This is a genomic window from Micromonospora sp. CNZ322, from assembly GCF_007827755.1.
In genome coordinates, this window is the sequence record NZ_VITD01000022.1 from 54,188 (window position 1) to 77,143 (window position 22,956).

Below are 22,956 nucleotides of genomic sequence, written 5' to 3' on the forward strand. Positions count from 1 at the left end.
CACTTCGAGGGTGTCGCGCCCAGGTCAGCGGCGGGCGCGGTTGACGGCGCTGGTGACCGCCTTGATCGACGCCGTGACGATGTTGGCGTCGGTGCCGACACCCCAGACCGTCCTGCCGTCCACCTCACACTCCACGTACGCGGCGGCCTGCGCGTCACCACCGGAGGAGAGCGCGTGCTCGTGGTAGTCGAGCACCCGTACGCCCACCCCGACCGACTGGAGCGCGTTGACGTACGCGTCGATCGGGCCGTTGCCGACCGCGGCGAGCGAGCGCTGTTCGCCGCCCACACCGACCTGGGCCTCGATCTCGACCTTGCCGTCCACCGTGCCGATCGTGTAGCCGGCCAACCGGACCGTCGGGTCGGGCTGGTGGTCGAGCAGGTAGTGCGTCGCGAAGATCTCCCACATGGCGGCCGGGTCGACCTCGCCGCCGTCGTGATCGGTGACCTGCTGCACCACCCCGGAGAACTCGATCTGGAGCCGGCGCGGCAGGTCCAGTTGGTGCTCGCTCTTCATGATGTACGCGACGCCGCCCTTGCCGGACTGCGAGTTGACCCGGATGACCGCCTCGTAGGTGCGGCCCAGGTCCTTCGGGTCGATCGGCAGGTACGGCACCGCCCAGGTGTGCTCGTCCATCGGTACGCCGGCCGCCTTCGCGTCGGCGGCGAGGGCGTCGAAGCCCTTCTTGATCGCGTCCTGGTGGGAACCGGAGAAGGCGGTGTAGACCAGGTCGCCCGCGTACGGGTGGCGCTCGTGCACCGGCAGTTGGTTGCAGTACTCGACGGCTCGTCGGATCTCGTCGATGTTCGAGAAGTCGATCATCGGGTCGATGCCCTGGGAGAAGATGTTGAGCCCCAGGGTCACCAGGTCGACGTTGCCGGTGCGTTCGCCGTTGCCGAACAGGCAGCCCTCGATGCGGTCCGCGCCGGCGAGCAGGCCCAGCTCGGCGGCGGCCACGCCGGTGCCCCGGTCGTTGTGCGGGTGCAGGCTCAGCACCACGCTGTCCCGGCGCGGCAGGTGCCGGTGCATCCACTCGATCGAGTCGGCGTACACGTTGGGGGTGGCCATCTCGACGGTGGCCGGCAGGTTGATGATCAGCGGCCGGTCCGGGGTCGGATCGATCACGTCGATCACCCGGGAGCAGACCTCCAGCGCGTACTCCAGCTCGGTGCCCGTGTACGACTCCGGCGAGTACTCGTAGAAGATCTCCGTGTCCGGGGTGTGGATCTCCGCGTACTTCTGGCAGAGCCGCGCCCCGGTGGTGGCGATGTCGGCGATGCCGTCCCGATCCAGACCGAAGACCACCCGCCGCTGAAGGGTGGAGGTCGAGTTGTAGAAGTGCACGATGGCCCGCTTCGCGCCGCGCAGCGACTCGAACGTCCGGTCGATCAGGTGCTCCCGGCACTGCGTGAGCACCTGGATGGTGACGTCGTCCGGAATCATGTCGTCTTCGATGAGCTGCCGGACGAAGTCGAAGTCGGTCTGGCTGGCCGAGGGGAAGCCGACCTCGATCTCCTTGTAGCCCATCTGGACCAGCAGCTGGAACATCCGGCGCTTGCGCTCGGGCGACATCGGGTCGATCAGGGCCTGGTTGCCGTCGCGGAGATCCACGGCGCACCAGCGGGGGGCGGCCTCGACGGCGCGGGTGGGCCAGGTGCGGTCGGGCAGTTCGACCCGGAACTGCTCCTGGTACGGCTGGTAGCGGTGGTACGGCATCCGGCTCGGGCGTTGCCGGGCGATCGGATCGGTCTCAGCGTCGGTGACAGGTTGAGCCATCTCAGAGTGCTCCCTGGAACATGTGGCGTCAGCAGATCGGAAGGTGTCGGCGAAATGCCGGGCGACGGTGCGCGGCGGTGCCGAGAAGAAGTTCGGATGTGCTGGACGGCGCGATGCGACTCCGCGACGAGGTGCCGGCCGGTCAGGCCTCGTCGCGGCGGCTAAGGAGAAGAAGCGCCTGCCACATGTCCAGGTCACCCTACGTGATGGAACGGGGGGTGGAAAGACAGGTCCGGACTATGGGACCGGGGTCATGGCCGGCTCTGCGGCCTCGGCACCCAGCCTCGGCGTCCGTTGCGCCCAGGCCACCGCGGGCACGATCGCCGCCGCTACCAGCACGAAGATCGCTGCCGTCGGTAACCAGCCCCACCCGCCGGTGGTCACCCCGAGCGCGGTCAGCCCCGCCGGCGCGATCAGGTACTGGACCTGCACGCCGAGTCCGAGCGCCCCCACGTACGCACCGCGCTGGTCGGCCGGCGGAAGGGTGGCGGTGAGCCCCCAGCTGCCCGCCGACTCGATCAGCTCGGCCAGGATCAGCAGCATGGCGGCGGCCACCAGCACCACGACGGTCAGCAGGCCCCGGGTGACCCCGGAGATCGGCAGGACCAGGCAGAACAGGGCGATCAGCAGGCCGCCCCGGCGGGAGGCCCGGGCCGCGCCGGCTGCGGTGTCCGCACCCCGGCTGACACGCACCTGGAGCAGCACGATCAGGATCGTGTTGAGCAGCACCAGCCCGGCGATCATCGTCTTCGGGGCGTCGGTGTGGGTGAGGATCCACAGCGGCATGACCGTCAGGTAGAGCACCCCGTGCGCGGTGAGCAGCCCGGACACCAGGGACACCGCCATGAACGGCCGGTCCCGCAGCACGGCGAGCCGACTCATCGGCTCCGCCGGTCGGGCCACCTGCGGCAGCCGGGGCAGGCGCCGCACGAAGAGGGCCGTCACGAGGAAGACCGTCGAGATGAACCAGACCATCCCCCGGTACGCGGTGATCGTGTCCACCGCCAGCACCAGGCCGCTGATCACCGCGCCGAGCCCGAAGCCGACGTTCAGCGACGAGCGCTGGTACGCCATCGCCGTGACCCGTTCGGCCGGCGGAAGCGCGTTGATCGAGTAGACCTGTCGGGCCACGCCGACAGCGGCGTCCACGGCGGCCAGCGCCACCACCACGGCGAGGAACCCCGCGAAGCCGCCCACGAACGGGTAGGTCGCGAACAGCGCCGCGTTGAGCACCAGCCCCACCACCCAGACCCGCTGCGGCCCGTACCGGTCGGTGAGCCCACCCAGCGGCACCGTGCCCAGCAGCGACACCCCCGCCGCGACGGACAGCCCCAACCCGACCTGGGCGGCGCTGAGCCCGAGCGCGCGAGTGAAGAAGACGGCGCTGCCGGCGTGGAACAGGCCGCTGCCGACGGCGTAGACCATGGCCTGCACGGCCAGGGCGCGGGTCAGCCCGGCCGGCGGTACGACGTCTCGAACGGCGGTGCGGATGGTTTCTCTGGTCCCCATGTCCGGGGAGTGAAGCGGGCCCCCATCGGTCCGGTCGAGTCTTTTAGGCTGGACCGAATCCTGTTCCTGGGGGGCGTGTGTCCGAGTTGCGGTTCAGCCTGGCCGACGTGGCGGGAGTACGGCTCGCCGTGTCACCGGCCAACGAGACGGTCATGAGCATGTGGGCGGTGGCCAACCCGATCCGCTACGCGGTGCACCTGCCCTGGATCGACCGGGCCCGGGTGAAGTTGCGTCGTCCCGAGGTGGCCGACCGGGTCCGACCTCTGGTGGGGTTGGTCGTGCCGGGTCGCTGGCTGCCCGACTTCCTCACCCCGGCGGCCCGACCGAACGTGGAGATGGCCGAGCAGCTCGACCAGATCGCCGCGACGCCGCCGGCCGTGGTGGTCCAGGACCTGCTGTCGACCACCTGGCGGAAACCGTTGAGCCCGTTCGGGCGGGCGCTGCTCGCCGACCCCGGCGGGCTGCTGCCGCAGGTCGTCGACGCGGTGCGGGTCTGGCACGACGAGGCGATCGCCCCGGACTGGCCGCGGATGCGGGCGCTGCTCGACGCCGACGTGGCGTACCGGGCCGCGCAGCTCGCCGAGAGCGGCGCCGGTCGGTTCTTCGAGCAGCTCCACCCGAGTCTGCGCTGGCACGGCGACCGGGTGATCAGCGACGACACGTTCGAGCGGGACTTCGACCTCCGCGGTCGTGGGCTGGCGCTGAACCCGACGGTGTTCACCGAGCAGCACGTGCTGTGGAACCTGCTGGAGGATTCGCTGCCGGCCGGCGCGTACCCGGTCCGTGCCGTCGGGACGCTCTGGGAGGCGGCCGCGCCGCCGTCCGGCGACCCACTGGCGCGGGTGATCGGGCCGGGCCGGACCGCGCTGCTGTACCTGCTCGAGACGGCGCTGACCACCACCGACCTGGCCCGACTCACCGGGATGTCCGCTGGAAACGTCTCCCAGCACCTGGCCGCGCTGCACGGCGCAGGCCTGGTGTCCCGGTCCCGCGAGGGTCGGCACGTGCGCTATCGCAACACCGATGCCGCGGCGGTCCTCGTACGGGCCAGCCGCGGCGGGTGAGCCGGCTCAGCGCAGCAGCAGGTCGGCGACCGGACGGCGGTGACGCAGGCCGGTCTCCCTGGCCCGCAGTTCGGCCGGAAGGGCGAACGGGTCCCCGAGTCGGCCGACGGCGGCGACCACCAACGGGCGGACGCCGCCGGGCAGGTCGAGTTCGGTGGAGAGGCCGGCCCGGTCGAACCGGGTGAGCTGGTGCACGTGCAGGCCCAGCGCGGTGGCCTGCACGGTCAGGTGGGCGACCGCCTGGCCCAGGTCGTACGCGGCCCGCTCGGTGTCGAGGCCGGTGTGGGCGCCGACCACCAGGGTCGCGGCGTGCCGGATCCAGATCTGGTCGTCGACCGGGAGGCTGATCAGGATCCGTTTCCAGGTCTCGTCGTCGCGGTGGCCGAGGGCGAACCGCCAGGGCTGCCCGTTCTCCGCCGACGGGGCCCAGCGCGCGGCCTCAAGCAGCGAGGCGGACTCCTCCGGGGTCAGCTCGGCGCTCGGGTCGAAAGCTCGTGGACTCCAGCGGTAGGCGAGCAGCGGGGTGAGGTCGGCCATACACCGGATCGTCCTGTATGGGTGATTCGCCCCTCAGGATGGGGTGGCTAAATGTGGGCAAGAGCACCCGTAACGGGACGAAGATCAGGGCGTTCCCGCGCTTGGGCTCTCCGACGGGTCCGGGGTCGGCGGCGCCGCGGTGTCGAGCGGCTCCCGGTCGATCACCACCGGGCCGGCCAGCTGCACGGTGGCCGGTGCCGGGCCGGGCGCGGCGGCCAGCCGCAGCGTCCCGGCCCCGGTCCGGACGCCGGTCGGCGTGCCGTCCTGGTCGTAGCAGTAGATGCCCACATCCAGCGGGGCGTTGAGCGACGCCGAGGTGGAATCCACCGAGTAGCAGGTGCCGGTGAGGCCCTTGGGCGGGTTGGCCGGGGCGACCGCCAACGGCGCGCGGCGGTCGGTGAGCACGTTCAACCAGTCGGTGAGCAGGTGCTGGACCCGGGGGTCCGACCGGCGTGGGATCGCATCGTCGCGATCACCCAGGCGTACGCAACTCGCCGACCCGGTATGACCGGCCGACGGCAGGGCGCACTGGAACAGCCCGTCGGCAGTGCTGGCCATCGAGACATCGGCGGTGCCACCCAGGGCACTCCCCGGCACATCCACCCGCCAGCTGCCGTCGTTCGCGCTGGTGAACACGATGGTGCGATCCGGTTTGCCCGCCTGGCTGTAGACGTACTGGGCCACCAGGTGACGGTCCTGAGCCGCCGCGGCCAGCGCGGCCAGCTCATCGCGTGCGGCGTCCACCTCGACCGGCCCCGGATCGACGGGCGGCGGAGTCGGAGGCTGTTCACTGGTGCAGGCGACCAGGAGGGCTGGCAGGGCGAGGACGAGCGGCCCGAGCACGCGGCCGGCCGAGCGGATGAGGACGGGCACCGGCCCATTCTGGTGGGTGCGGACGGTCGGTGGGTGCCGGCGCGTACCGGGCTCCTTCCGGCGTGTCGGGCGGGGCGTCCCGGCGTACCCGTCGGACCTGGTGGGACCGGCCCGGCCGGTCCCGGCCGGGCCGGATGGTGGGATCACCTGACCCGGCTTCGTTGTCCGCCGGATACCCTCATGGGGTCTGACACGCGCCGCCGGCCCCGGTTCCGGCGGCGTCGGCACGCTCAGGGTCGCTGGGAGGGAGTGCACCGTCGTGGCACTCGTGGTGCAGAAGTACGGCGGGTCCTCCGTCGCCAACGCCGAGCGGATCAAGCGGGTGGCCGAGCGCATCGTTGCCGCCCGCAAGGCCGGCGACGACGTGGTGGTGGTGGTCTCCGCGATGGGCGACACCACCGACGAGCTGCTCGACCTGGCCAACCAGGTCAGCCCGCTGCCGCCGGGCCGCGAGCTGGACATGCTGCTCACCGCCGGGGAGCGGATCTCGATGGCCCTGCTGGCCATGGCCATCCACAACCTGGGGTACGAAGCCCGTTCGTTCACCGGTTCGCAGGCCGGCGTGATCACCACTTCGGTGCACGGCCGCGCCCGGATCATCGACGTCACCCCCGGGCGGCTCAAGGGCGCGCTCGACGAGGGTTCGGTGGTCATCGTGGCCGGCTTCCAGGGCGTCTCGCAGGACACCAAGGACGTCACCACGCTGGGCCGCGGCGGTTCGGACACCACCGCCGTGGCGCTCGCCGCCGCCCTGCACGCCGACGTCTGCGAGATCTACACCGACGTGGACGGCATCTTCACCGCCGACCCGCGGATCGTGCCCAACGCCCGACACATCCAGCACATCACCTACGAGGAGATGTTGGAGCTGGCCGCCTGCGGCGCGAAGGTGCTGCACCTGCGTAGCGTGGAGTACGCCCGGCGGGCGGGGTTGCCGATCCACGTCCGTTCGTCATACTCGACCAACACCGGCACGATGGTCACCGGATCGATGGAGGACCTTTCCGTGGAGCAGGCACTGATCACCGGGGTCGCGCACGACCGCAGTGAGGCCAAAATCACGATCGTCGGGGTGCCCGACGAGCCGGGTGCCGCCGCGCGGATCTTCGACACCGTCGCCGGCGCCGAGATCAACATCGACATGATCGTGCAGAACGTCTCCACCGAGGGCACCGGCCGGACGGACATCTCGTTCACCCTGCCCAAGGCCGATGGCCCCACCGCGATGGCGGCGCTCAGCAAGATCCAGGAGCCGGTCAAGTTCAAGGGCCTGCTCTACGACGACCACGTCGGCAAGGTCTCGCTGATCGGCGCGGGTATGCGCTCGCACCCCGGGGTGGCGGCCGGCTTCTTCGCCGCGCTCGGCGCGGCCGGGGTCAACATCGAGATGATCTCCACCTCCGAGATCCGGGTCTCCGTGGTCTGCCGGGACACCGACCTCGACGCCGCCGTCCGCGCCATCCACGACGCGTTCGAGCTGGGCGGCGACACCGAAGCCGTGGTCTACGCGGGGACAGGTAGGTAGCGCCGATGACGGCGCTGCCCACCCTCGCCGTGGTCGGAGCGACAGGTGCCGTCGGCACCGTGATGTGTGAGCTGCTCACCGGGCGACGCAACGTCTGGGGTGAGATCCGGCTGCTCGCCTCCGAGCGCTCCGTCGGACGCCGGGTCCGCTGCCGGGGCGAGGAACTCGTCGTCCAGGCGCTGACCCCCGAGGCGTTCGACGGGGTCCAGGTGGCCATGTTCGACGTGCCCGACGAGGTCTCCGCCGAGTGGGCGCCGATCGCCGTCGCCCGGGGCGCGATCGCTGTCGACAACTCCGGCGCGTTCCGGATGGACCGCGACGTCCCGCTGGTCGTTCCGGAGATCAACCCCGAGCAGGTCCGCAACCGGCCCCGGGGAATCATCGCCAACGCCAACTGCACAACCCTCGCGATGATCGTCGCCGTCGCGCCGCTGCACCGCGAGTACGGCCTACGGGAGCTGGTGCTCGCCTCCTACCAGGCGGTCTCCGGAGCCGGTCAGTCCGGCGTCGACATCCTGCACGACCAGCTCACCAAGGTCGCCGGCGATCGGGCGCTCGGCTCGCGCACCGGCGACGTACGCCAGGCGGTCGGCGACGACCTGGGTCCGTTCCCGGCACCCATGGCGCTCAACGTGGTCCCCTGGGCCGGCTCCCCGGCGGACAGCGGCTGGTCATCGGAAGAGATGAAGATCCGCAACGAGTCGCGGAAGATCCTCGGCCTCCCCGACCTCAAGGTCTCCGCCACCTGCGTCCGGGTGCCGGTGGTCACCGCCCACTCGGTCGCCGTGCACGCGGTCTTCGCCACCGAGGTCGACGCCGAGGGCGCCCGCGAGGCGCTGCGCAACGCGCCCGGGGTGATCCTGGTCGACGACCCCGCGGCCGGGGAGTTCCCGATGCCGATCGACGCCGTCGGCACCGACCCGTCCTGGGTCGGCCGGATCCGCCGCGCCCTGGACGATCCCCGCGCCCTCGACTTCTTCGTCACCGGCGACAACCTCCGCAAGGGCGCAGCCCTCAACACCGCCCAGATCGCCGAACTCCTGGCCAAAGAACTCCGCACCCCCTGACCCTCACCCCCCGCTGCCGCGATCTTGCAGTTTCTGTGCCGGCACAAGGGGCGAGGGCGACAAAACGGCAACCGAAAGTGCAAGATCGGCGGGGACCTGGGGGCGGTTACGCCGCAGAGAGCAGGACGCCGTCTCGGCCTTGGCGTTTCACCGCGTAGAGGGCCTGGTCGGCTCTCTTCAGGGTGCGGTCCGGGGTTTCGCCGGGGCGGGGCAGAGCGACGCCCACACTGATCGTGCGGCCGATGCGTCGTGCCGCCTCGGTGAGCCGTTCGGCGATCCGGACCGCCTCCTCCGGGCGGCTCACCTCGATCACCGCGACGAACTCGTCGCCGCCGATCCGGTACAACTCGTCGCCGTGCCGCAGCGCCCCCTCCAGCGCCCGGGCCAACCCGACCAGCACCCGGTCGCCGGCCTGGTGGCCGTACGTGTCGTTCACGGTCTTGAAGCCGTCCACGTCGATCGCGAGCAGAGCCGTACGCCCGGGGGTGGCCGCCGCGATCCGCTGCCCGAACGGGCCGGTGTGCCGCAACCCGGTCAGAGGGTCGGAGCTGGCCTGCTCCCGCAGCCGGGCCAGCGTGCGCAGCCGGTCCACGCTCGTCCAGGCCTGCCCGGCGAGCAACTCCATCAGGCTGACAGTGGTCGGGTCCGGGCGCAGTGCGCGTTCGTCGGCGACCAGCAGCACCCCACCGGCGTCCGTGGGCCCGACCGGCACGGCCACCAGCGTGCGTACCCCCGCCCGGGTCAACGGGCGGTAGTCCTCGGTCGGGGGATGCCCGGTCTCGCCCAGCGTGTACCCGGCGCCGTAACGATGGGCCCGCACGACCATCCGGTCCAGGGCGGCCGGACCCGCCGCGGCCAGCTCGGCGCGAATCCGGGTCTCCAGGTCGCTCGGCGTCGCCGGGGACGGGCCGAGCTGACCGCCGATCAGCAGCAGCGCGGTGGAGAGCGTGGAGACCTCCCGGGCGGCGCGGGCCGCTGCCCCCATCACCTCGCCCTCGGTCGGCGCGGAGGAGAGCGCCGCCGCGTGGCGAAGCAGCTTCTCGCTGCGACTCTCCGCAGGTGGGCCACCGAGGGCGGTGATCCGCGCGCCGAGCCCGTCGGCCAGCCGCTGCGCGGTCTCTCGCCACGGCTTCAGGTCGGTCGGCTCACTCCACTGCAAATCGAGTACGCCGATCGCCCGGCCCGTCGGGTCCAGCACCGGTACGCACAGCTCGGCGGTCACATCCGGGCGGACCGGTAGATAGTCCGGGTCGACGGTGACGTCCGGGACGACGGCGGGGACGCCGGTCGCGTACACCCGGCCGACGATGCCGGTCCGCGCCGGCACGGTGGCGAAGACCTGCCAGGCCCCGGTCGCGGCGACGCAGCGCAGGCGGTCGTGGACCGCGAGCAGCACGGAGATGGTCGCCGGGGTGTGGCGGGACAGCGCGGTGACCGTCCACCGGCACGCCTCCGGCGTGCTCGACGCCATCGGCAGGCGGACGGTGACGTCACGGATGACTCGCTGATGATCCACTCGCACGTCGTTCCAGGTAGGGGAGGGGCTCGGCCGACGCCGAACCGCTCGATCAAGCGTACTCACGGTGGCTGGGAGCGGCCGGGCTTCGTACACACGTGCTATCCACAGGCTGTGGACGCAGCCTGTGGACGCATGCCCCCCGGGACGCCGCGCCTGCCGATAGCGTGAAGCCTCCCGGCGCCGAGGAGGCGAGCCCATGCTCATCGCCCAGCTCAGTGACCCGCACCTGACCACCGGCCTGCTCGCCGCCGAACCGGCCGCCGGGTTGCACCGAGCGCTCGGCCGGGTGCTGGCGTTGCGACCCCGACCGGACTGCGTGGTGATCAGCGGCGACCTGGCCGACCACGGCCAGCCCGACGAGTACGCGGCGCTGCGCGAGGTGATCGCCCGCTTTCCGCTGCCGGTGCACCTGACCACCGGTAACCATGACGACCGGGAGTCCCTGCTCGACGCGTTCGGCGGCACGCCCTTGCTCGGCGGCGGCTTCTCGGCCTACTACCACGTCGACCACGATGCGGCGTCCGTCGTGGTGCTCGACTCGCTCGTCCCCGGCAGCGACGGCGGCCTACTCGGCGAGGAACAGCTCGGCTGGCTCGACGGGGTGCTGGCCGGGCGCCCCGAGGTGCCCGCCGTGATCTTTCTGCACCACCCGCCGGTCGCGGTCGGCATCCCCGTGGCGGACTCCATCCGGCTCGCCGACGGTGACGCGCTCGCCGAGGTGATCGGCCGGCACCGGCACGTGGTACGGGTCGGCGCCGGCCACCTGCACCGCCCGGTCACCACGGCGTACGCGGGCACCGTCCTCACCGTGGCGCCCAGCACCTGGAAGCAGAGCACCCTCACCATGAGCGCCGACGAGCAGATCGGTTGGGTCAACGAGCCCACCGCCTTCCTGCTCCACTCGGTCGAGGCCGGCGGATGCGTGACCCACACCGTGCAGGTGAGCCACACCGCCGGGCAGACCTGCGGCTTCTGAGGGGTCGTCGTGCTGGCCTGGTACGTCTCGTACGGCTCGAACATGCACGCCGCCCGGCTGGGCTGGTACATCGGTGGCGGCTGCCCACCCGGCGGAAAGCGGACGTACCCGGGCTGCCGCGACCGGCGTCCACCGAGCCGGTCGGCACCGGTGTCGCTGCCCGGCGGCATCTACTTCGCCGGCGAGTCCGGTGCCTGGACCGGCGGCATGGCCTTCTACGACCCGCACCTGCCGGGTGACGCCGCAGCCCGCGCCTACCTGGTCACCCTGGAGCAGTTCACCGACATCGCGGCCCAGGAGATGTACCGCCCGCCGGGCAACACGACCGAGCTGATCCCGGCGACCGGCGCGGCCATCGACGCCGCCGTCGCCAACGGGCGGGCCACGCTCGGCCCGGGACGGTACGAGACGCTGATCTGCCCGGGCAGCCGCGACGGTGTTCCGATGCTCACCTTCACCGCCCCCGAGAGGGCGTCAGCCGTGCCGTGCCGACCTCCCGCGCCGATCTACCTCGGCATGATCGCCCGAGGGCTGCGCGAGTCGCACGGCTGGCCCGCCGAGCGAATCGCCACCTACCTGGCGGCCCGGCCCGGCGTTGCCGGCGCCTGGCCACCGGCCGCCGTAGCTGCCCTGGTCGACAAGGCGCTGGCTGACGGCTGACCCGCGGGCTCGCGCCTCGTCGACCGCTGGGCGGTCAACCGAGCAGGAACTCGCGCAGCGCGGGGGCCAGCGTCGTCGGCGGCACGTCGTGGTAACCGCCGTCGAGGCTCACGGACCGGCCGCCCGGAACGGCCTCGGCCGCCGCCCGACTCGCGTCCCGCAGCCACTGTGGACTGCCGGTGCTGTCCACAGCGAGGGTCGGCGCGGTGATGGCCGCCAGCCGCTCGGCGGGGAGTCGCCCTCCGGCGGTGACGATCGAGTCGTACACCAGCGTGTGCGCGACCGCCGTCAGCCCACCCCACACCGGTTGCGACCGCATCCCGCTGATCTGCTCGGCCGGCAGCCCCACCGAGGCGCTGAGGAAGGTCTCCACCGCGCCGTCCCGGTCGTCGGCGGCGATCAGCTCGATGAGCTGCGGGGTGATGTCCTTGCTGACGCCAACGTGCGGGCCTACCTGGAACGGTGGCTCGAACATGACCAACTTGGTCACCGGCAGGCCCTGTGCGGTGGCGAGGGCGGCCAGGACGGCACCGGAGGAGATGCCGTAGACCGCGGCGGAACCACCCGCCGCCGCGATCAGGGCGGCCAGGTCGTCGATCTCGCGGCCGACCTCGTACGGTGCGGTGTCGCCGCTGTAGCCGCGACCGCGACGGTCATAGCTGAAGGCGGTGAAATCCGGCGCCAGCGCCGCGCCCAAATCGCGGGTCGCGTTGCGATCGCTGAACGCGCCGCCGACGAGGACGACCGCCGGCCCGGCACCGGACCGCTCGAACGCGATGGGTGTGCCGTCGACCGATCGCACCTGCTCCGCCACGGGTGTCGTTCCGCTCACGATGCCGCCCCCACTCCTCGTTGGCTGTCCCGTCCTTTCTAGACCCTGGGTCCGACGTTGTCCGGCAGACCGCGTTAAACGATGATCGATAGCGGCCTCGGCGTACGCGCTGCTCCGATGCGCTGCCCGGGTCGACCGGTGGGCGTCCGGATGAGAGGCTGTCGGGGCGGGGCCATGCTCAACCACCGTCATCCGCGACCCTTTCGACGGCGTCCGTCGGCGGCCCGGTCGACCCAGAGGCCAGGCACCGTACGCGCCGATTCTCACGAGGAGATCCATGTTCATACCCGGGATGCGTCGGGCCGCTGTCGGCCTGACCGCGCTCGCGGTGGCCGCTCTCGGCGCGGTCGCCACCAGCCCTGAGCAGGCCGACGCCGGGCCGAAGCCGGTCGACGTCACCCTGCTCGCCCTCAACGACTTCCACGGCAACCTCGAACCGCCGACCGGGTCCAGCGGCACCATCGCCGGGCAGACCGCGGGCGGCGTCGAGTTCCTGGCCACCCACCTTGCCGAGCTGCGCGCCGCAGCCAAGAAGAAGAACACCATCACGGTCGCCGCCGGTGACCTGATCGGCGCGTCCCCGCTGCTCTCCGCCGCGTTCCACGACGAGCCGACCATCGAGGCGCTGAGCATGGCCGGGCTGGACTACGCCAGCGTCGGCAACCACGAGTTCGACGAAGGCGCCGCCGAGCTGCTGCGGATCCAGAACGGCGGCTGCCACCCGGTGGACGGTTGCGCCGACGGCACCCCGTACCGAGGTGCGGGCTTCCAGTACCTGTCCGCGAACGCCTTCACGACCGCCACCGGCAAGCCGCTGATGGCGCCGTACGCGATCCACAAGGTGCAGGGCGTCAAGGTCGGCTTCATCGGGATGACCCTGGAGGGCACCCCGCAGATCGTCAGCCAGCAGGGCGTCGCCGGCCTCAGCTTCGCCGACGAGGCGGACACCGCCAACCGGTACGCGCGCGAGCTGCGCCGCAAGGGCGTACAGGCGATCGTCGTGCTGCTGCACGAGGGCGGCGCCCAGGCGTCGACCGGCGGCATCAACGACTGCGTCGGCCTGACCGGGCCCATCGTGGACATCACCAACCGGATGGACCCGTCGATCGACGTGGTGGTCAGCGGGCACACCCACCAGGCGTACAACTGCGACATCAACGGCAAGTTGGTCACCAGTGCCAGCTCGTTCGGTCGCCTGGTCACCGACATCGACCTCAAGATCGACGGCCGGAGCGGGGACGTGATCTCCGCCGCCGCGAACAACGTAGTGGTCACCCGCGACGTGGCCCCGGACCGGAGGCAGACCGCGCTGATCAACCGGTACAAGACGGTGCTCGGTCCGGTCGCCGACCGCCAGGTCGGCGTGACCGCCACCCCCCTCCCCACGACGCAGGAGAACCTGCTCGGCACCTGCTCACCGCAGGTGCCCAACTCGTGCGGAGAGTCGCCGATCGGCAACGTGATCGCCGACGCGCAGCTCGCCGCCACCGATGACGAGCAGGGCGCTGTTGCCGCCCTCATGAACCCAGGTGGGGTGCGGGCCGCCCTGGACGCCGGCCCGGTCACCTATGGGGAGGCCTTCACGGTGCAGCCGTTCGCCAACAACCTGGTGACGTTGGACCTGACCGGCGCGCAGCTCTACTGCGTCCTGGAACAGCAGTTCGTCACCGGCCGCACGTTGTACCCGTCCGCCACGCTGAGCTACGTGGTCGACCTGAACGGCACCAGCGCCACCGCGGCCGACCCGTGCGCCGGCACCCGCGTGGTCCGGGGCAGTCTCACCATCGGCGGCACCGCCGTCGACACCGCCGCCACCTACCGGGTGACGGTGAACAACTTCCTGGCCGGCGGCGGTGACGGTTTCAGCACCTTCACCGGCGGGACGAACCTGGTCACCGGCCAGATCGACCTGGACGCGTTCGTGGCCTACCTGACCGCCCAGTCGCCGGTCTCCGCGCCGACGCTGGACCGGATCCGCACCACCGCCGAGGTCCCCGCCGCCTGACGGCCGACCCCGCGATCATCGGGCCCCGGAGCACCCGCTCCGGGGCCCGACCCGTCCCCGACACCGCCTGCCCGCCCGTGCCTGCCTGCCTGCCCGCGCTCGTGCCTGGCCGCTCGTGCCTGGCCGCCCGTGTCTGCCTGCCCGCGCCCGTGTCTGCCTGCCCGCGCCCGTGTCTGCCTGCCCGCGCCCGTGTCTGCCTGCCCGTGCCGCGCGCGCACGCGCCTCCGGGCAAGATCGCGCTCGAACATGGATGTAGTGGCATCGGTGCGTGGGGATGCCACTACATCCAGGATTGAGCGCGATCTTGGTCCTCGACAAGATCAATGCCGAGGTCAATGAGGAAGATCCGCGCAACTTCCTGGATGTTGCTGTCTTCCGCGCGCCCGAGGCACCAACTTCCGGGAAGTTGCTCGGATCTTGGGTGCGGGTGCGGGTGCGGGTGCGGGTGCGGGCGCGGGCGCGGGGCGCGGGGTCGGGCGCCGGGGCGCCGGGGCGCGGGGTGCGGGGGTGCGGGGCGTGGGGTGCGGGGCGTGGGGTGCGGGGCGTGGGGTGCGGGGCGTGGGGTGCGGGGTGCGGGCGTGGGGTGCGGGGCGCGGAGGGGTGTTCGAGGTCAGACTGGGGTGGGTGCGGGGGCGGGGGACGCCGGGGCGGTCGTCGCGAGGCCGTCCTGCTCCGTGGTGAGCAGCCGGCGCAGGGAGAGCGCGACCAGCGAGGCGACCAGGCAGCCGCCTACCACCGTCGCCACCCAGAGCATGCCGTTGGCGGCGCCGATGAGCGGGCCGGCGGTCACTGGGCCGATCACACCGCTGATTCCGAAGATCATCGAACTCATCGCGTTGTAGCGGCCGCGCAGCTCGTCGGTGGCCAAGGCGTTGGTCAGTGCGGGCATCACCGGGGACAGCATCGTCTCGCCGAAACCGAAGATCGCCGAGCAGAGCACCACGCACAGGGCGGCCAGCACGGCGTTCTCAGCACTGACCAGGCCGGCCGCGCCGAGGACCAGCCAGGCGGCGGCGAACACCGCTCCCACCACGGCCAACGCCCGGGTGCGGCTGCGCCCCTCGATCCGGCGGATAACCAGCAGTTGCGCGAGCACGATCATCACGGTGTTGGCGGCGAGTGCCCAGGCCACGACCCGGGGGTTCACCTCGGCCACCCGCACCGCGTACGCGGCGAAGCCCACCTCCACCTGCGCGTAGCCGCAGGTGGTGAGGATCAGCCCGAAGATCACCAGCCGCCGGAACGGGCGGTCGCGGAGCACCGTCAGGTAGCCACCGGGCGACGGCTCGTCGACGCCTCGACGTTTGCCGAGCCGGTGGCCGACTCCGGGCAGGGTGAGCAGGATCAGCGCAGGCATCAGGTAGGTCACCGCGTCCAGCAGGTAGATCGCCTGGAAGGTGCCGGGCCGGGCGGTGTCGACGATCGCGCCGGACGTCATGCCACCGATGCCGATGCCGAGGTTGAGCAGGGCGAAGTTCAACCCGAAGACGCGTTGCCGCTCATCGTCGTCGGTCAGCGACGCGAGGATGGTGTTCTGCCCGGACCAGATCGCCGAGCTGCCGATGGCGATCACCGTCATCACCAGCAGGGCCGAGCCGGTCGAGTGGACCAGCGCCAACGAGCCGGTGCCGATCGCCTCGATCAGCAGGCAGGGCACCACCACCCGGCGGGCGCCGATCCGGTCGATCAGCGTCCCGCCCAGCGGCGACAGGGCCAGGGTGACCACGCCGTACCAGCCGATGACGAGCCCCGCGCGGGTGTCGGTCAGCCCGCGTACGTCGGTCAGGTAGATGAACAGGAACGGCAGGGTCAGACCCCGCCCGATCGCCGACAGCAGAGTGCCGAGGAGGATCCGGCGAGCTTCCGAACGGCGGGGCAGGGCACGACGCAGCATGCAGGCATTCTGTTCGGTGGGTCTGACGCCGCGCGAACCGTTTTAGCCACGCCTCGCGGTCACCGGGACCGCGGGTGACCAATCCCACGTTGATCCACTCGCTGCGGTCGAGGCCGGTTGGTGTCCGCCGGGTCTGCGATGCTGGCGCGATGACCGGCACCTGGCGACATCTGCCCGCTACCGCCCGCGCCATCGCGTTGACCGCTACGACGGCCGTCGCCGCCGCCCAGGCACGCGACGGTCAGGCGTACGACGAGGCGGTCGCCGGTCTCGCCGCGGACGAGCGTTCCGGCCTGGTGCTCGGCGCGGTGGTCCGGTTGCTGCTGGAGGAGAGCCACCCGGACGGGTTGACCGGCGACGACATCCGCCAGGTGTTGACCCGTTGCGTGCAGGAGTCGACGCGGTGGCGAACGGATGTCGACCCGCACGTGGTGCTGGTCCTGCTGGCCGGCGCGCTGGGCGTGTACGACCCCGACGGCGACGAGTCACCGCCGGACGCGTCGGCGCTGGCCCGGCACGCTCCACTACTGGTGGCCGACCTGTTGGCGGCGACCAGCGTCCCGTTGGAGGACTACCTGGCCGCCGCGTTCGCCGAGATCGAGCGCACCGAGCGGCAGGACTGAGATCGAGCGCACCGAGCGGCAGGACCGACCGGCCGCGCCACCTCGAACGGCGTGGCGCGGACGGGTGTCAGGCCGGGTCGGGGGTCCGCTGCGCCACGACCTCCAGGTACTCCGCCGGGATGCGGACCGTGGCGTCGGTGGCGCGGTTGTGGGTGCGGGCCAGCTCCACCAGATCGGCGTGCAGGTTCGGGCGGCGCTCCTCGGGCAGCACCTCGAACGCCTTCAACGTCGGCCCGTAGTTGGCCCGGAAGAAGTCGGCGAACTCCTCCGGTGTGCCGAAACGGAAGACGAACTCCCGGCGTACCGCCCGCACTTCACCCACGGCCGCGCCGAGCAGCTCGCGGACCCGGCCCTCGTCGCCCCACTCGACCGGCGGGCGCAGCCCTGCCGGTGGCGGCACATGCCGCCCCACCGTGCGGAACAGGTCGCCGATGAAGCCCTGCGGCGTCCACGACGCCAGCGCCACAGTGCCGCCGGGCCGGCAGACCCGGACCAGCTCCGCCGCCGCCCGCTCCTGGTCCGGCGCGAACATCACCCCGACGACGGAGAGCACCGCGTCGAAGGATCCGTCGGCGTACGCCAGGCGCTCCGCGTCGCCGGTCACGAACGTGACCGGGAGCCGTTCCGCCGCCGCCCGCATGTGCCCCCGTTCCAACAGTTCGGGTACGTAGTCGACGCCCGTCACGACGCAGCCGCAGCGGGCGGCGGCGATGGCGGCGTTGCCGGTGCCGGTCGCCACGTCCAGGACGAGGGCACCGGCCGACAGGTCGGCCGCGGTCACCAGCAGCTCGGAGATCGGGTGAATGAGCGCGGCGACCGCTCCGTAGTCGCCGCTGGCCCAGGTCACCTGCTGGCGTGCCTTCACGGCGCTGAGATCGATTGCGGTGGTCATGATGGTCCCCCCTCGGACGGTTCGTCGTGCCACCGACGCTAGGCGTGGCGGGGCCCCCGGGGATCGGCAGAAACACCTATGTTGGCGGCACCAGGCCCTGCCGGCGGGCCGACGCGGCCGCCTGGCCCCGGCTGGGCACCGCGAGCTTGCCCAGCACCGCCGACACGTGGTGGTCGACGGTCCGGATGGAGAGCGACAGCCGGGCGGCGATCTCGGCGTTGCTGAGCCCGTCGGCGAGCAGCACGAGCACCTCCCGTTGCCGCGCGGTCAGACCTGTCGGGTGCGCGGCTGTCGCCGGTCGTGGCCCCCTCGGCACCCGGGCCATTCCGCGTCCGCGCAGGTCGGCCCGGACCCGTCGGAGCACGGCCACCGCGCCCAGCCCGTTCAGGATGCGCAGCGCCTCGCCAGCCGCCGGGCCGTCGCCGCAGGCCAGCGCCTCGGCCCGGGCGTACGGACAGCCGAGTTGCTGCCATTCTTCGGCCGCACCGGCCCAGTCGCCCTCGATCAGTCGCCGGTACGGCGACGCCAGCACGCCAATGTCCCCGACCGGCTCGCCGATTCGCCACAGCCAGTACGCCAGCTCGCCGGCGAACCAGGGCTGGCATGCCTCGATCGCGAGCCGGTACGCACGCCGCAGCTCCGCGACCGCCGGCCCTGGCTCACCGGCCAGCCAGTGCCGTTCTGCCAACGCCGCCGCGACCGGCACCACGAACTGGAGTTCTCGGCTCTGCGCAGCCCAGCGTGCCGCCGTGTCCAGGTGTGTGGTCGGCTCGTCCCGGCGGGCACTGAGCCGGCCCAGTGCGGCCAGGGCCGGGACCAGGCTCCCACCGGGCTGCGCGGCGCCGGCCAGCGCCTGTTCGGCGTCGGAGCGCGCCCCGGCCCAGTCGCCGGTGGCCAACCGCAGCCGGGCCCGGTAGCCCAGCAGGTGCCGGGTGTACCCGTCGAGGTCCCGGCTGGTGGTGAACCGCAGCGCCCGGTCCAGGGCCTCGGCGGCCGGCGTGACCCGGTGCCACTCCACCGTCATGGTGGCCAGGTTGACCAACGCCCGCGCCGCGTGATCGTCCAGGTGGTGTGCGGCGGCCAGGGTGTGCCCGCGCTCCAGCTCGATGATGCCCGCGACGTCTCCGCCCTGAAGGCGCGCCGAACCGACGTTGACCAGAGCGTGCGCCTCGGTCTCCACGTCACCGAGCCGCCGGGCCAGCTCCCGGGCCCGGTTGCCCCAGTCGATGGAACGGCGGTTCTCGTCGGCGAGCATGAGCAGCTGCGACATGTTGCTGTAGGCCATCGCCAGCTGTCTGCCGGGAGGCGCAGACTCCAGCACCTGGACGGCTCGGGTGCCCGCCGCCCGGGCCGCCGGACTGTCCCCGGTCCACCAGCACAGCCGGGACACCCAGCGCAGGTTCTCGCCGATCCGCAGCGGGTCGCCGTCGGCCTCCCGTAGGGCGAGCGCCTCGCGGCGGGCGGCCAGCGCCTGCGCGGCCAGCCCGGCCAGGTACGCCGCCGTCGCGTACGCCTCCAACAGCTCCGCATGGCGCGGCGTGGGCAGGCCGGCGGCGTGCGGCAGTACAACGGCAAGGTGGTCGGCGGCCTGCAGGTGGGCACCAGCCCGACTGGCCCGCTCGGCCGCCACGGGCGCCCAGCGCAGCACGGCCTCCGGATCATCGGCGTGGTGCGCGTGATGCACCAGCCGGGCGGCGTCCACGTCGGCACGTGGCGTGAGCCGAGCCAGCACGGCAGCATGCAGTGCCACCCGACGCACCGGCGACAGCGACTCGCGTACCGCCCGACCCAGCAGCTCGTGCCGGAATGCCACCGCGTTGCCGACCGACACCAGCACGCCCCGGTCGAGGCATTCCTGCACTGCCGCAGGCGGGCGGTCGTCCAGCAGGTACGCCTCGGCCCGGGACGGAACCACCGAGACCAGGGCGGCGACCTCCCGGGCCGGCGGCGGCAGCGCGGCCAGCCGGGCCAACACCAGATCGCGTACGGTCGGCGGCACGCCCGGGCCGGTCGCGGCCAGCACCTCGGTGACCAGCAGCGGGTTGCCGCCGGTGGCCTGGTACAACCCATTCAGGCTGCGGCCGGCGGTGCGGGCCAGCGCCGCGACGGCATCGGTCGACAGCGCCGGCAGCGGGAGCCGACGGACCAGCGGACGGGGCAGGCCCGCGAGCACGGCGTGCAGTGGATGCTCCGCCCCGAGCTCGTCGTCGCGCACGGTCAGCACGAGCAGCGCCGGGTGGCGGGCCAGCCGCCTCCCCAGGTACGCGATCAGGTCCAGAGTGGCCCCGTCCGCCCAGTGCGCGTCCTCCACCACCATCACCGTCCGGCGGCCGGGCCGGGGACCGGTCAGCTCGTCGAGGAGCGCGTCGAACACGGCACCCCGGCGTTCGGCCTCCGTCACGGCGTGCAGCGCGGCCAGTCGGTCCGCGAGCACCCCGCCCACCTGACGGGCGACGTCGTGCAGCGGGCCGAGCGCCCGAGGCGTCAGCAGCGGATCGCAGCTGCCCCAGAGCACCCTTGCCCTGGTCGTCGCGGCGAACGCGCCGACCAGGGCGGACTTGCCGGCACCCGCCTCGCCCGTGACGAGCGCGATCGCGCCGCCGGGGGAGACCAGCAGCCCGTCCAGGGTGGCGAGCGCATCCGCGCGCTCCAGCAGCTCCATCGAGGTCGATGCTAGTCAGCGGGGTGCCGCCCAGGCATCGGCCGCGACGGCGGCTTCCCCACGTTTTCGCAGCAGAGTTCGGGCCGGAGGGAGCGCGGCCCGCCGAGCCAACCGCTGCCTGGGCAGCCTCGGCGGGACGGCGCTCTCCCACGTCACTCAGGCCCGACCCACCTGGACCTTCAGCGACGTCGCCGCTGACGCCGCTGTGGGGCGTTGCGGTACCACCACGAGCCCGTAGTTGTAGTTGGCCATCAGCAGGTCCTTCAGGCCGTCGTTGTTGATGTCGGCGACCGCGAGCCCACGGGGGGTGAAGGAGCTGGCGGGCGGCAACTGGGACACCCGGAACTCGTTGCCCAGCCAGCCGTCCGGCCGCTGCAGTAGGACGCTCGCCGCGCTCCAACCGCCGTGAGTGATGGCGACGTCGTCCCGACCGTCGTTGTTGACATCTGCGATCGCGATGGCGTCCGGCATCTCGTAGACCGGGTAGCGGATCCACCGTCCGAGCACACCGCTGCTGTCGTGGGTGAGCACCTGCACCTGGGCGTTCGGCGCGTTGCCGGACACGGTGACGACGACGTCCTTCCTGCCGTCGCCCGTCACGTCGCCGACGGCCATTGAAGCGACAGTCCGCAGGTGTCCGGCGGGCGCCTGATACCCCACCGGGTCGGCGAACGACCGAGGCTCCACCTGGGCGCTGATCTGGATCAGCTGCCCGAGCTGCACCACCAGGTCCGGCCGGCCGTCCCCGGTCATGTCGACCACGTCCAGCACGAAGCCGCGGTGCGGCGAGGCGAGAGCCGCGGGCGCGAAGCTACCGTTGTCGTCGCCGTACCGCACCAGGACGCCGTTGTCGCTCACCGCGACGATGTCCGTCCGGCCGTCACCATCGAGGTCGCGGAGCCTGAGGTCGATGAGGTCGTCGGCGAACGACAGGTGCTCGGCCGTCGAGAGCCCCGATCCGGTACGGCGGAACACGTCGACCCCGTCGCCCGTGGCGACGACCAGTTCGTCCGCGCCGTCGCCGTCCAGGTCGCCGATCACCGGGTACATACTGCCGCCGGTGGAGGTCGACATCGCTACCTGTTGCTTCATCACGAGCTGGTTGTCCGCCTCCTGCACGAACAGGAAAGCGGAATGGTCGTTGGCGTCGTCGGAGTACTCGGTCGTCGTGATCACCACGTCCGAGAGGCCATCGCCGGTCAGGTCTCCGGCGGCGACCGCTTCCTCCCAGGAGCCGAGCTTCAGCCACGAGGGCCCGTTGAAGGCCACGGACCCGTAGGGCTGGGTGACCACGGGCACGGCATCGCCGGACACGCTCGCCCCGGCCGGTTGCCAGTCGGAACCCTGGAACTGTGCATAGACCGAGGTCGGAGTCCATCCGGTGCCGTTGACCATGGCGATCGCCGTGCCGTCGGTGCCGTTGACACTGGCGAACGCGACAGTGCCGGCCGCGGACATGAACGCCACCTCGCCGCTGGGAATCCGGCCGTCGGCGTACCGCACGTTCGCGATGAGCAGGATCCGCTGTCCCTGCTCCACCGAGCCCGGCGACACCGTGATCGTCGTCGTGGTGGGGGGTCCGGTGTAGACCCGTACGGCGTCGGACGTGGCCGTGGCGCCGCCCGCGGCGACTGCCCGGATCCAGTAGACGTAGCGGGTGGCGACCGTGAGGCCGGTGTCCAGGTACTCGGTCGACGTCGTGGTGCCGACCACCGTCTCCACCGGGACCGCGTTACTCAGGCGGACGATCTCGTAGCGCACGGTGCCGGCCACGGCCTTCCACCGTAGGGTCACGCTCGTCTCCGCAGCGGTTGCCCGTACGTCGACGGGCTTCGGAAGCGAGGTCTGCACCGACACCTCGGACGAGTCGCCCGACGCCCGCTTGCCGGATCGGGACCGCACCACGTAGTAGTAGGTGGTCTCGGCGGCAACGGTTTCGTCGATGTACGACGTCCCGGTGGCGGTTCCCAGCATCGTGTACGGGCCACCCGACACGGTCGCACGCCGTACTTCATAGCTGCTGGCGCCTGCCACCGCCTGCCAGCTCACCTCGACCCGGGTCTCGGACACCGGTTTCGCGCCGACCGAAGCCGGTGGTGGCAGGGCCGCCGCGAACGCCGGTGTGCTGGACGCCACCATCACGAGCAGAGCCATCAGCAAGACCATCACGCCACGATTCAGCCTTCGCAGTTGCGACAACATGCGCATCTCCAGATCCCCCGGGGGCTTGTCACAGGCAGCCGTTGATACAGCGGCGGCGCATGCGGGAACGTCACGCGGGACGGTACGGCGGACCGATCAGGGAGCGGGGCCGGTCATGGGTTACGCACACCGCCGAGGCCGACGTAGGACCAGCCGTGGCCAGCGGGCGACCCCGGCCGATGGGAAGATCGCCGGCGGCAAGAGAAAAGGCCAGGTGAGAGAAGATCTCACCTGGCCTTTTGCCTCTGGTCGGGGTGGCCGGATTCGAACCGACGACCTCTTCGTCCCGAAGGAATGGTTAGCCGTCGACGAGCTGTGCCAACAACGGCGCTGGGCTCTC

Annotated in this window: 17 protein-coding genes; 7 read left to right on the forward strand and 10 right to left on the reverse strand. The window is 72.0% G+C overall.

The features are described 5' to 3' along the window. Positions 1-24: 24 nt before the first annotated feature. Both leuA and FB453_RS32295 read right to left on the reverse strand, forming a co-directional pair. Complete coding sequence (gene leuA / locus FB453_RS32290; RefSeq protein WP_145796339.1) at positions 25-1,776, reverse strand: 2-isopropylmalate synthase; 1,752 nt, start codon at positions 1,774-1,776, stop codon at positions 25-27. 237 nt (positions 1,777-2,013) lie between these two features. Then, positions 2,014-3,285 carry an MFS transporter gene (locus tag FB453_RS32295; protein ID WP_145796340.1) on the reverse strand — a complete coding sequence of 424 codons (1,272 nt, stop codon included), beginning with the start codon at positions 3,283-3,285 and terminating at the stop codon, positions 2,014-2,016. Between the two features lie 77 nt (positions 3,286-3,362). Between FB453_RS32295 and FB453_RS32300 the strand changes: the two genes are divergently transcribed. Continuing rightward, the gene (locus FB453_RS32300; RefSeq protein WP_145796342.1) at positions 3,363-4,349 is read left to right on the forward strand and encodes a helix-turn-helix domain-containing protein; all 987 of its coding nucleotides are present in this window, start codon (positions 3,363-3,365) and stop codon (positions 4,347-4,349) included. Between the two features lie 6 nt (positions 4,350-4,355). Here FB453_RS32300 and FB453_RS32305 read toward each other — a convergent pair whose 3' ends face one another. Further along, on the reverse strand, positions 4,356-4,886 hold the full coding sequence (locus FB453_RS32305; protein WP_112588573.1) for a nitroreductase family protein: 531 nt from the start codon (positions 4,884-4,886) through the stop codon (positions 4,356-4,358). An 84-nt stretch (positions 4,887-4,970) separates the two neighbouring features. Next, positions 4,971-5,759: a hypothetical protein gene (locus FB453_RS32310; RefSeq protein WP_486480564.1), complete on the reverse strand. Its 789-nt coding sequence runs from the start codon at positions 5,757-5,759 to the stop codon at positions 4,971-4,973. A gap of 259 nt (positions 5,760-6,018) precedes the next feature. Here FB453_RS32310 and FB453_RS32315 point away from each other — a divergent pair, with 259 nt between their 5' ends. After that, positions 6,019-7,284 (forward strand): aspartate kinase, encoded by a 1,266-nt coding sequence (locus FB453_RS32315; protein ID WP_030489892.1) that lies wholly within the window; start codon positions 6,019-6,021, stop codon positions 7,282-7,284. A 5-nt stretch (positions 7,285-7,289) separates the two neighbouring features. Continuing rightward, on the forward strand, positions 7,290-8,351 hold the full coding sequence (locus tag FB453_RS32320; protein ID WP_091403390.1) for an aspartate-semialdehyde dehydrogenase: 1,062 nt from the start codon (positions 7,290-7,292) through the stop codon (positions 8,349-8,351). 106 nt (positions 8,352-8,457) lie between these two features. Here the strand turns inward: FB453_RS32320 and FB453_RS32325 are convergent, their stop codons facing one another. Further along, a complete protein-coding gene (locus tag FB453_RS32325) occupies positions 8,458-9,822 on the reverse strand; it encodes a GGDEF domain-containing protein (protein WP_486480567.1) in 1,365 nt (454 codons plus the stop codon). 244 nt (positions 9,823-10,066) lie between these two features. Here FB453_RS32325 and FB453_RS32330 point away from each other — a divergent pair, with 244 nt between their 5' ends. After that, complete coding sequence (locus FB453_RS32330; protein WP_145796346.1) at positions 10,067-10,846, forward strand: phosphodiesterase; 780 nt, start codon at positions 10,067-10,069, stop codon at positions 10,844-10,846. 9 nt (positions 10,847-10,855) lie between these two features. After that, positions 10,856-11,506: a histone deacetylase gene (locus tag FB453_RS32335; protein ID WP_486480565.1), complete on the forward strand. Its 651-nt coding sequence runs from the start codon at positions 10,856-10,858 to the stop codon at positions 11,504-11,506. A gap of 34 nt (positions 11,507-11,540) precedes the next feature. Here FB453_RS32335 and FB453_RS32340 read toward each other — a convergent pair whose 3' ends face one another. Continuing rightward, positions 11,541-12,338 (reverse strand): alpha/beta fold hydrolase, encoded by a 798-nt coding sequence (locus FB453_RS32340; protein ID WP_222431450.1) that lies wholly within the window; start codon positions 12,336-12,338, stop codon positions 11,541-11,543. A gap of 277 nt (positions 12,339-12,615) precedes the next feature. On the opposite strand from FB453_RS32340, the gene FB453_RS32345 reads away from it, so the two are divergent. Further along, positions 12,616-14,343 (forward strand): bifunctional metallophosphatase/5'-nucleotidase, encoded by a 1,728-nt coding sequence (locus tag FB453_RS32345; RefSeq protein ID WP_145796350.1) that lies wholly within the window; start codon positions 12,616-12,618, stop codon positions 14,341-14,343. Positions 14,344-14,953: 610 nt separating this feature from the next. On the opposite strand, the gene FB453_RS32355 is transcribed toward FB453_RS32345, so the two are convergent. Then, positions 14,954-16,237, reverse strand: coding sequence for an MFS transporter (locus FB453_RS32355; protein WP_145796355.1), 1,284 nt, complete (start codon positions 16,235-16,237; stop codon positions 14,954-14,956). A gap of 149 nt (positions 16,238-16,386) precedes the next feature. Between FB453_RS32355 and FB453_RS32360 the strand changes: the two genes are divergently transcribed. Next, positions 16,387-16,860 (forward strand): hypothetical protein, encoded by a 474-nt coding sequence (locus FB453_RS32360; protein ID WP_145796357.1) that lies wholly within the window; start codon positions 16,387-16,389, stop codon positions 16,858-16,860. A 67-nt stretch (positions 16,861-16,927) separates the two neighbouring features. Here the strand turns inward: FB453_RS32360 and FB453_RS32365 are convergent, their stop codons facing one another. The 3 genes from FB453_RS32365 to FB453_RS32375 form a co-directional block, all read right to left on the reverse strand. After that, positions 16,928-17,752 (reverse strand): class I SAM-dependent methyltransferase, encoded by an 825-nt coding sequence (locus tag FB453_RS32365; protein ID WP_145796359.1) that lies wholly within the window; start codon positions 17,750-17,752, stop codon positions 16,928-16,930. A gap of 76 nt (positions 17,753-17,828) precedes the next feature. After that, positions 17,829-20,414 carry an AAA family ATPase gene (locus FB453_RS32370; protein WP_145796361.1) on the reverse strand — a complete coding sequence of 862 codons (2,586 nt, stop codon included), beginning with the start codon at positions 20,412-20,414 and terminating at the stop codon, positions 17,829-17,831. A gap of 156 nt (positions 20,415-20,570) precedes the next feature. Beyond that, positions 20,571-22,568, reverse strand: coding sequence for an FG-GAP-like repeat-containing protein (locus FB453_RS32375; RefSeq protein ID WP_186718693.1), 1,998 nt, complete (start codon positions 22,566-22,568; stop codon positions 20,571-20,573). Between the last annotated feature and the right edge of the window lie 388 nt (positions 22,569-22,956).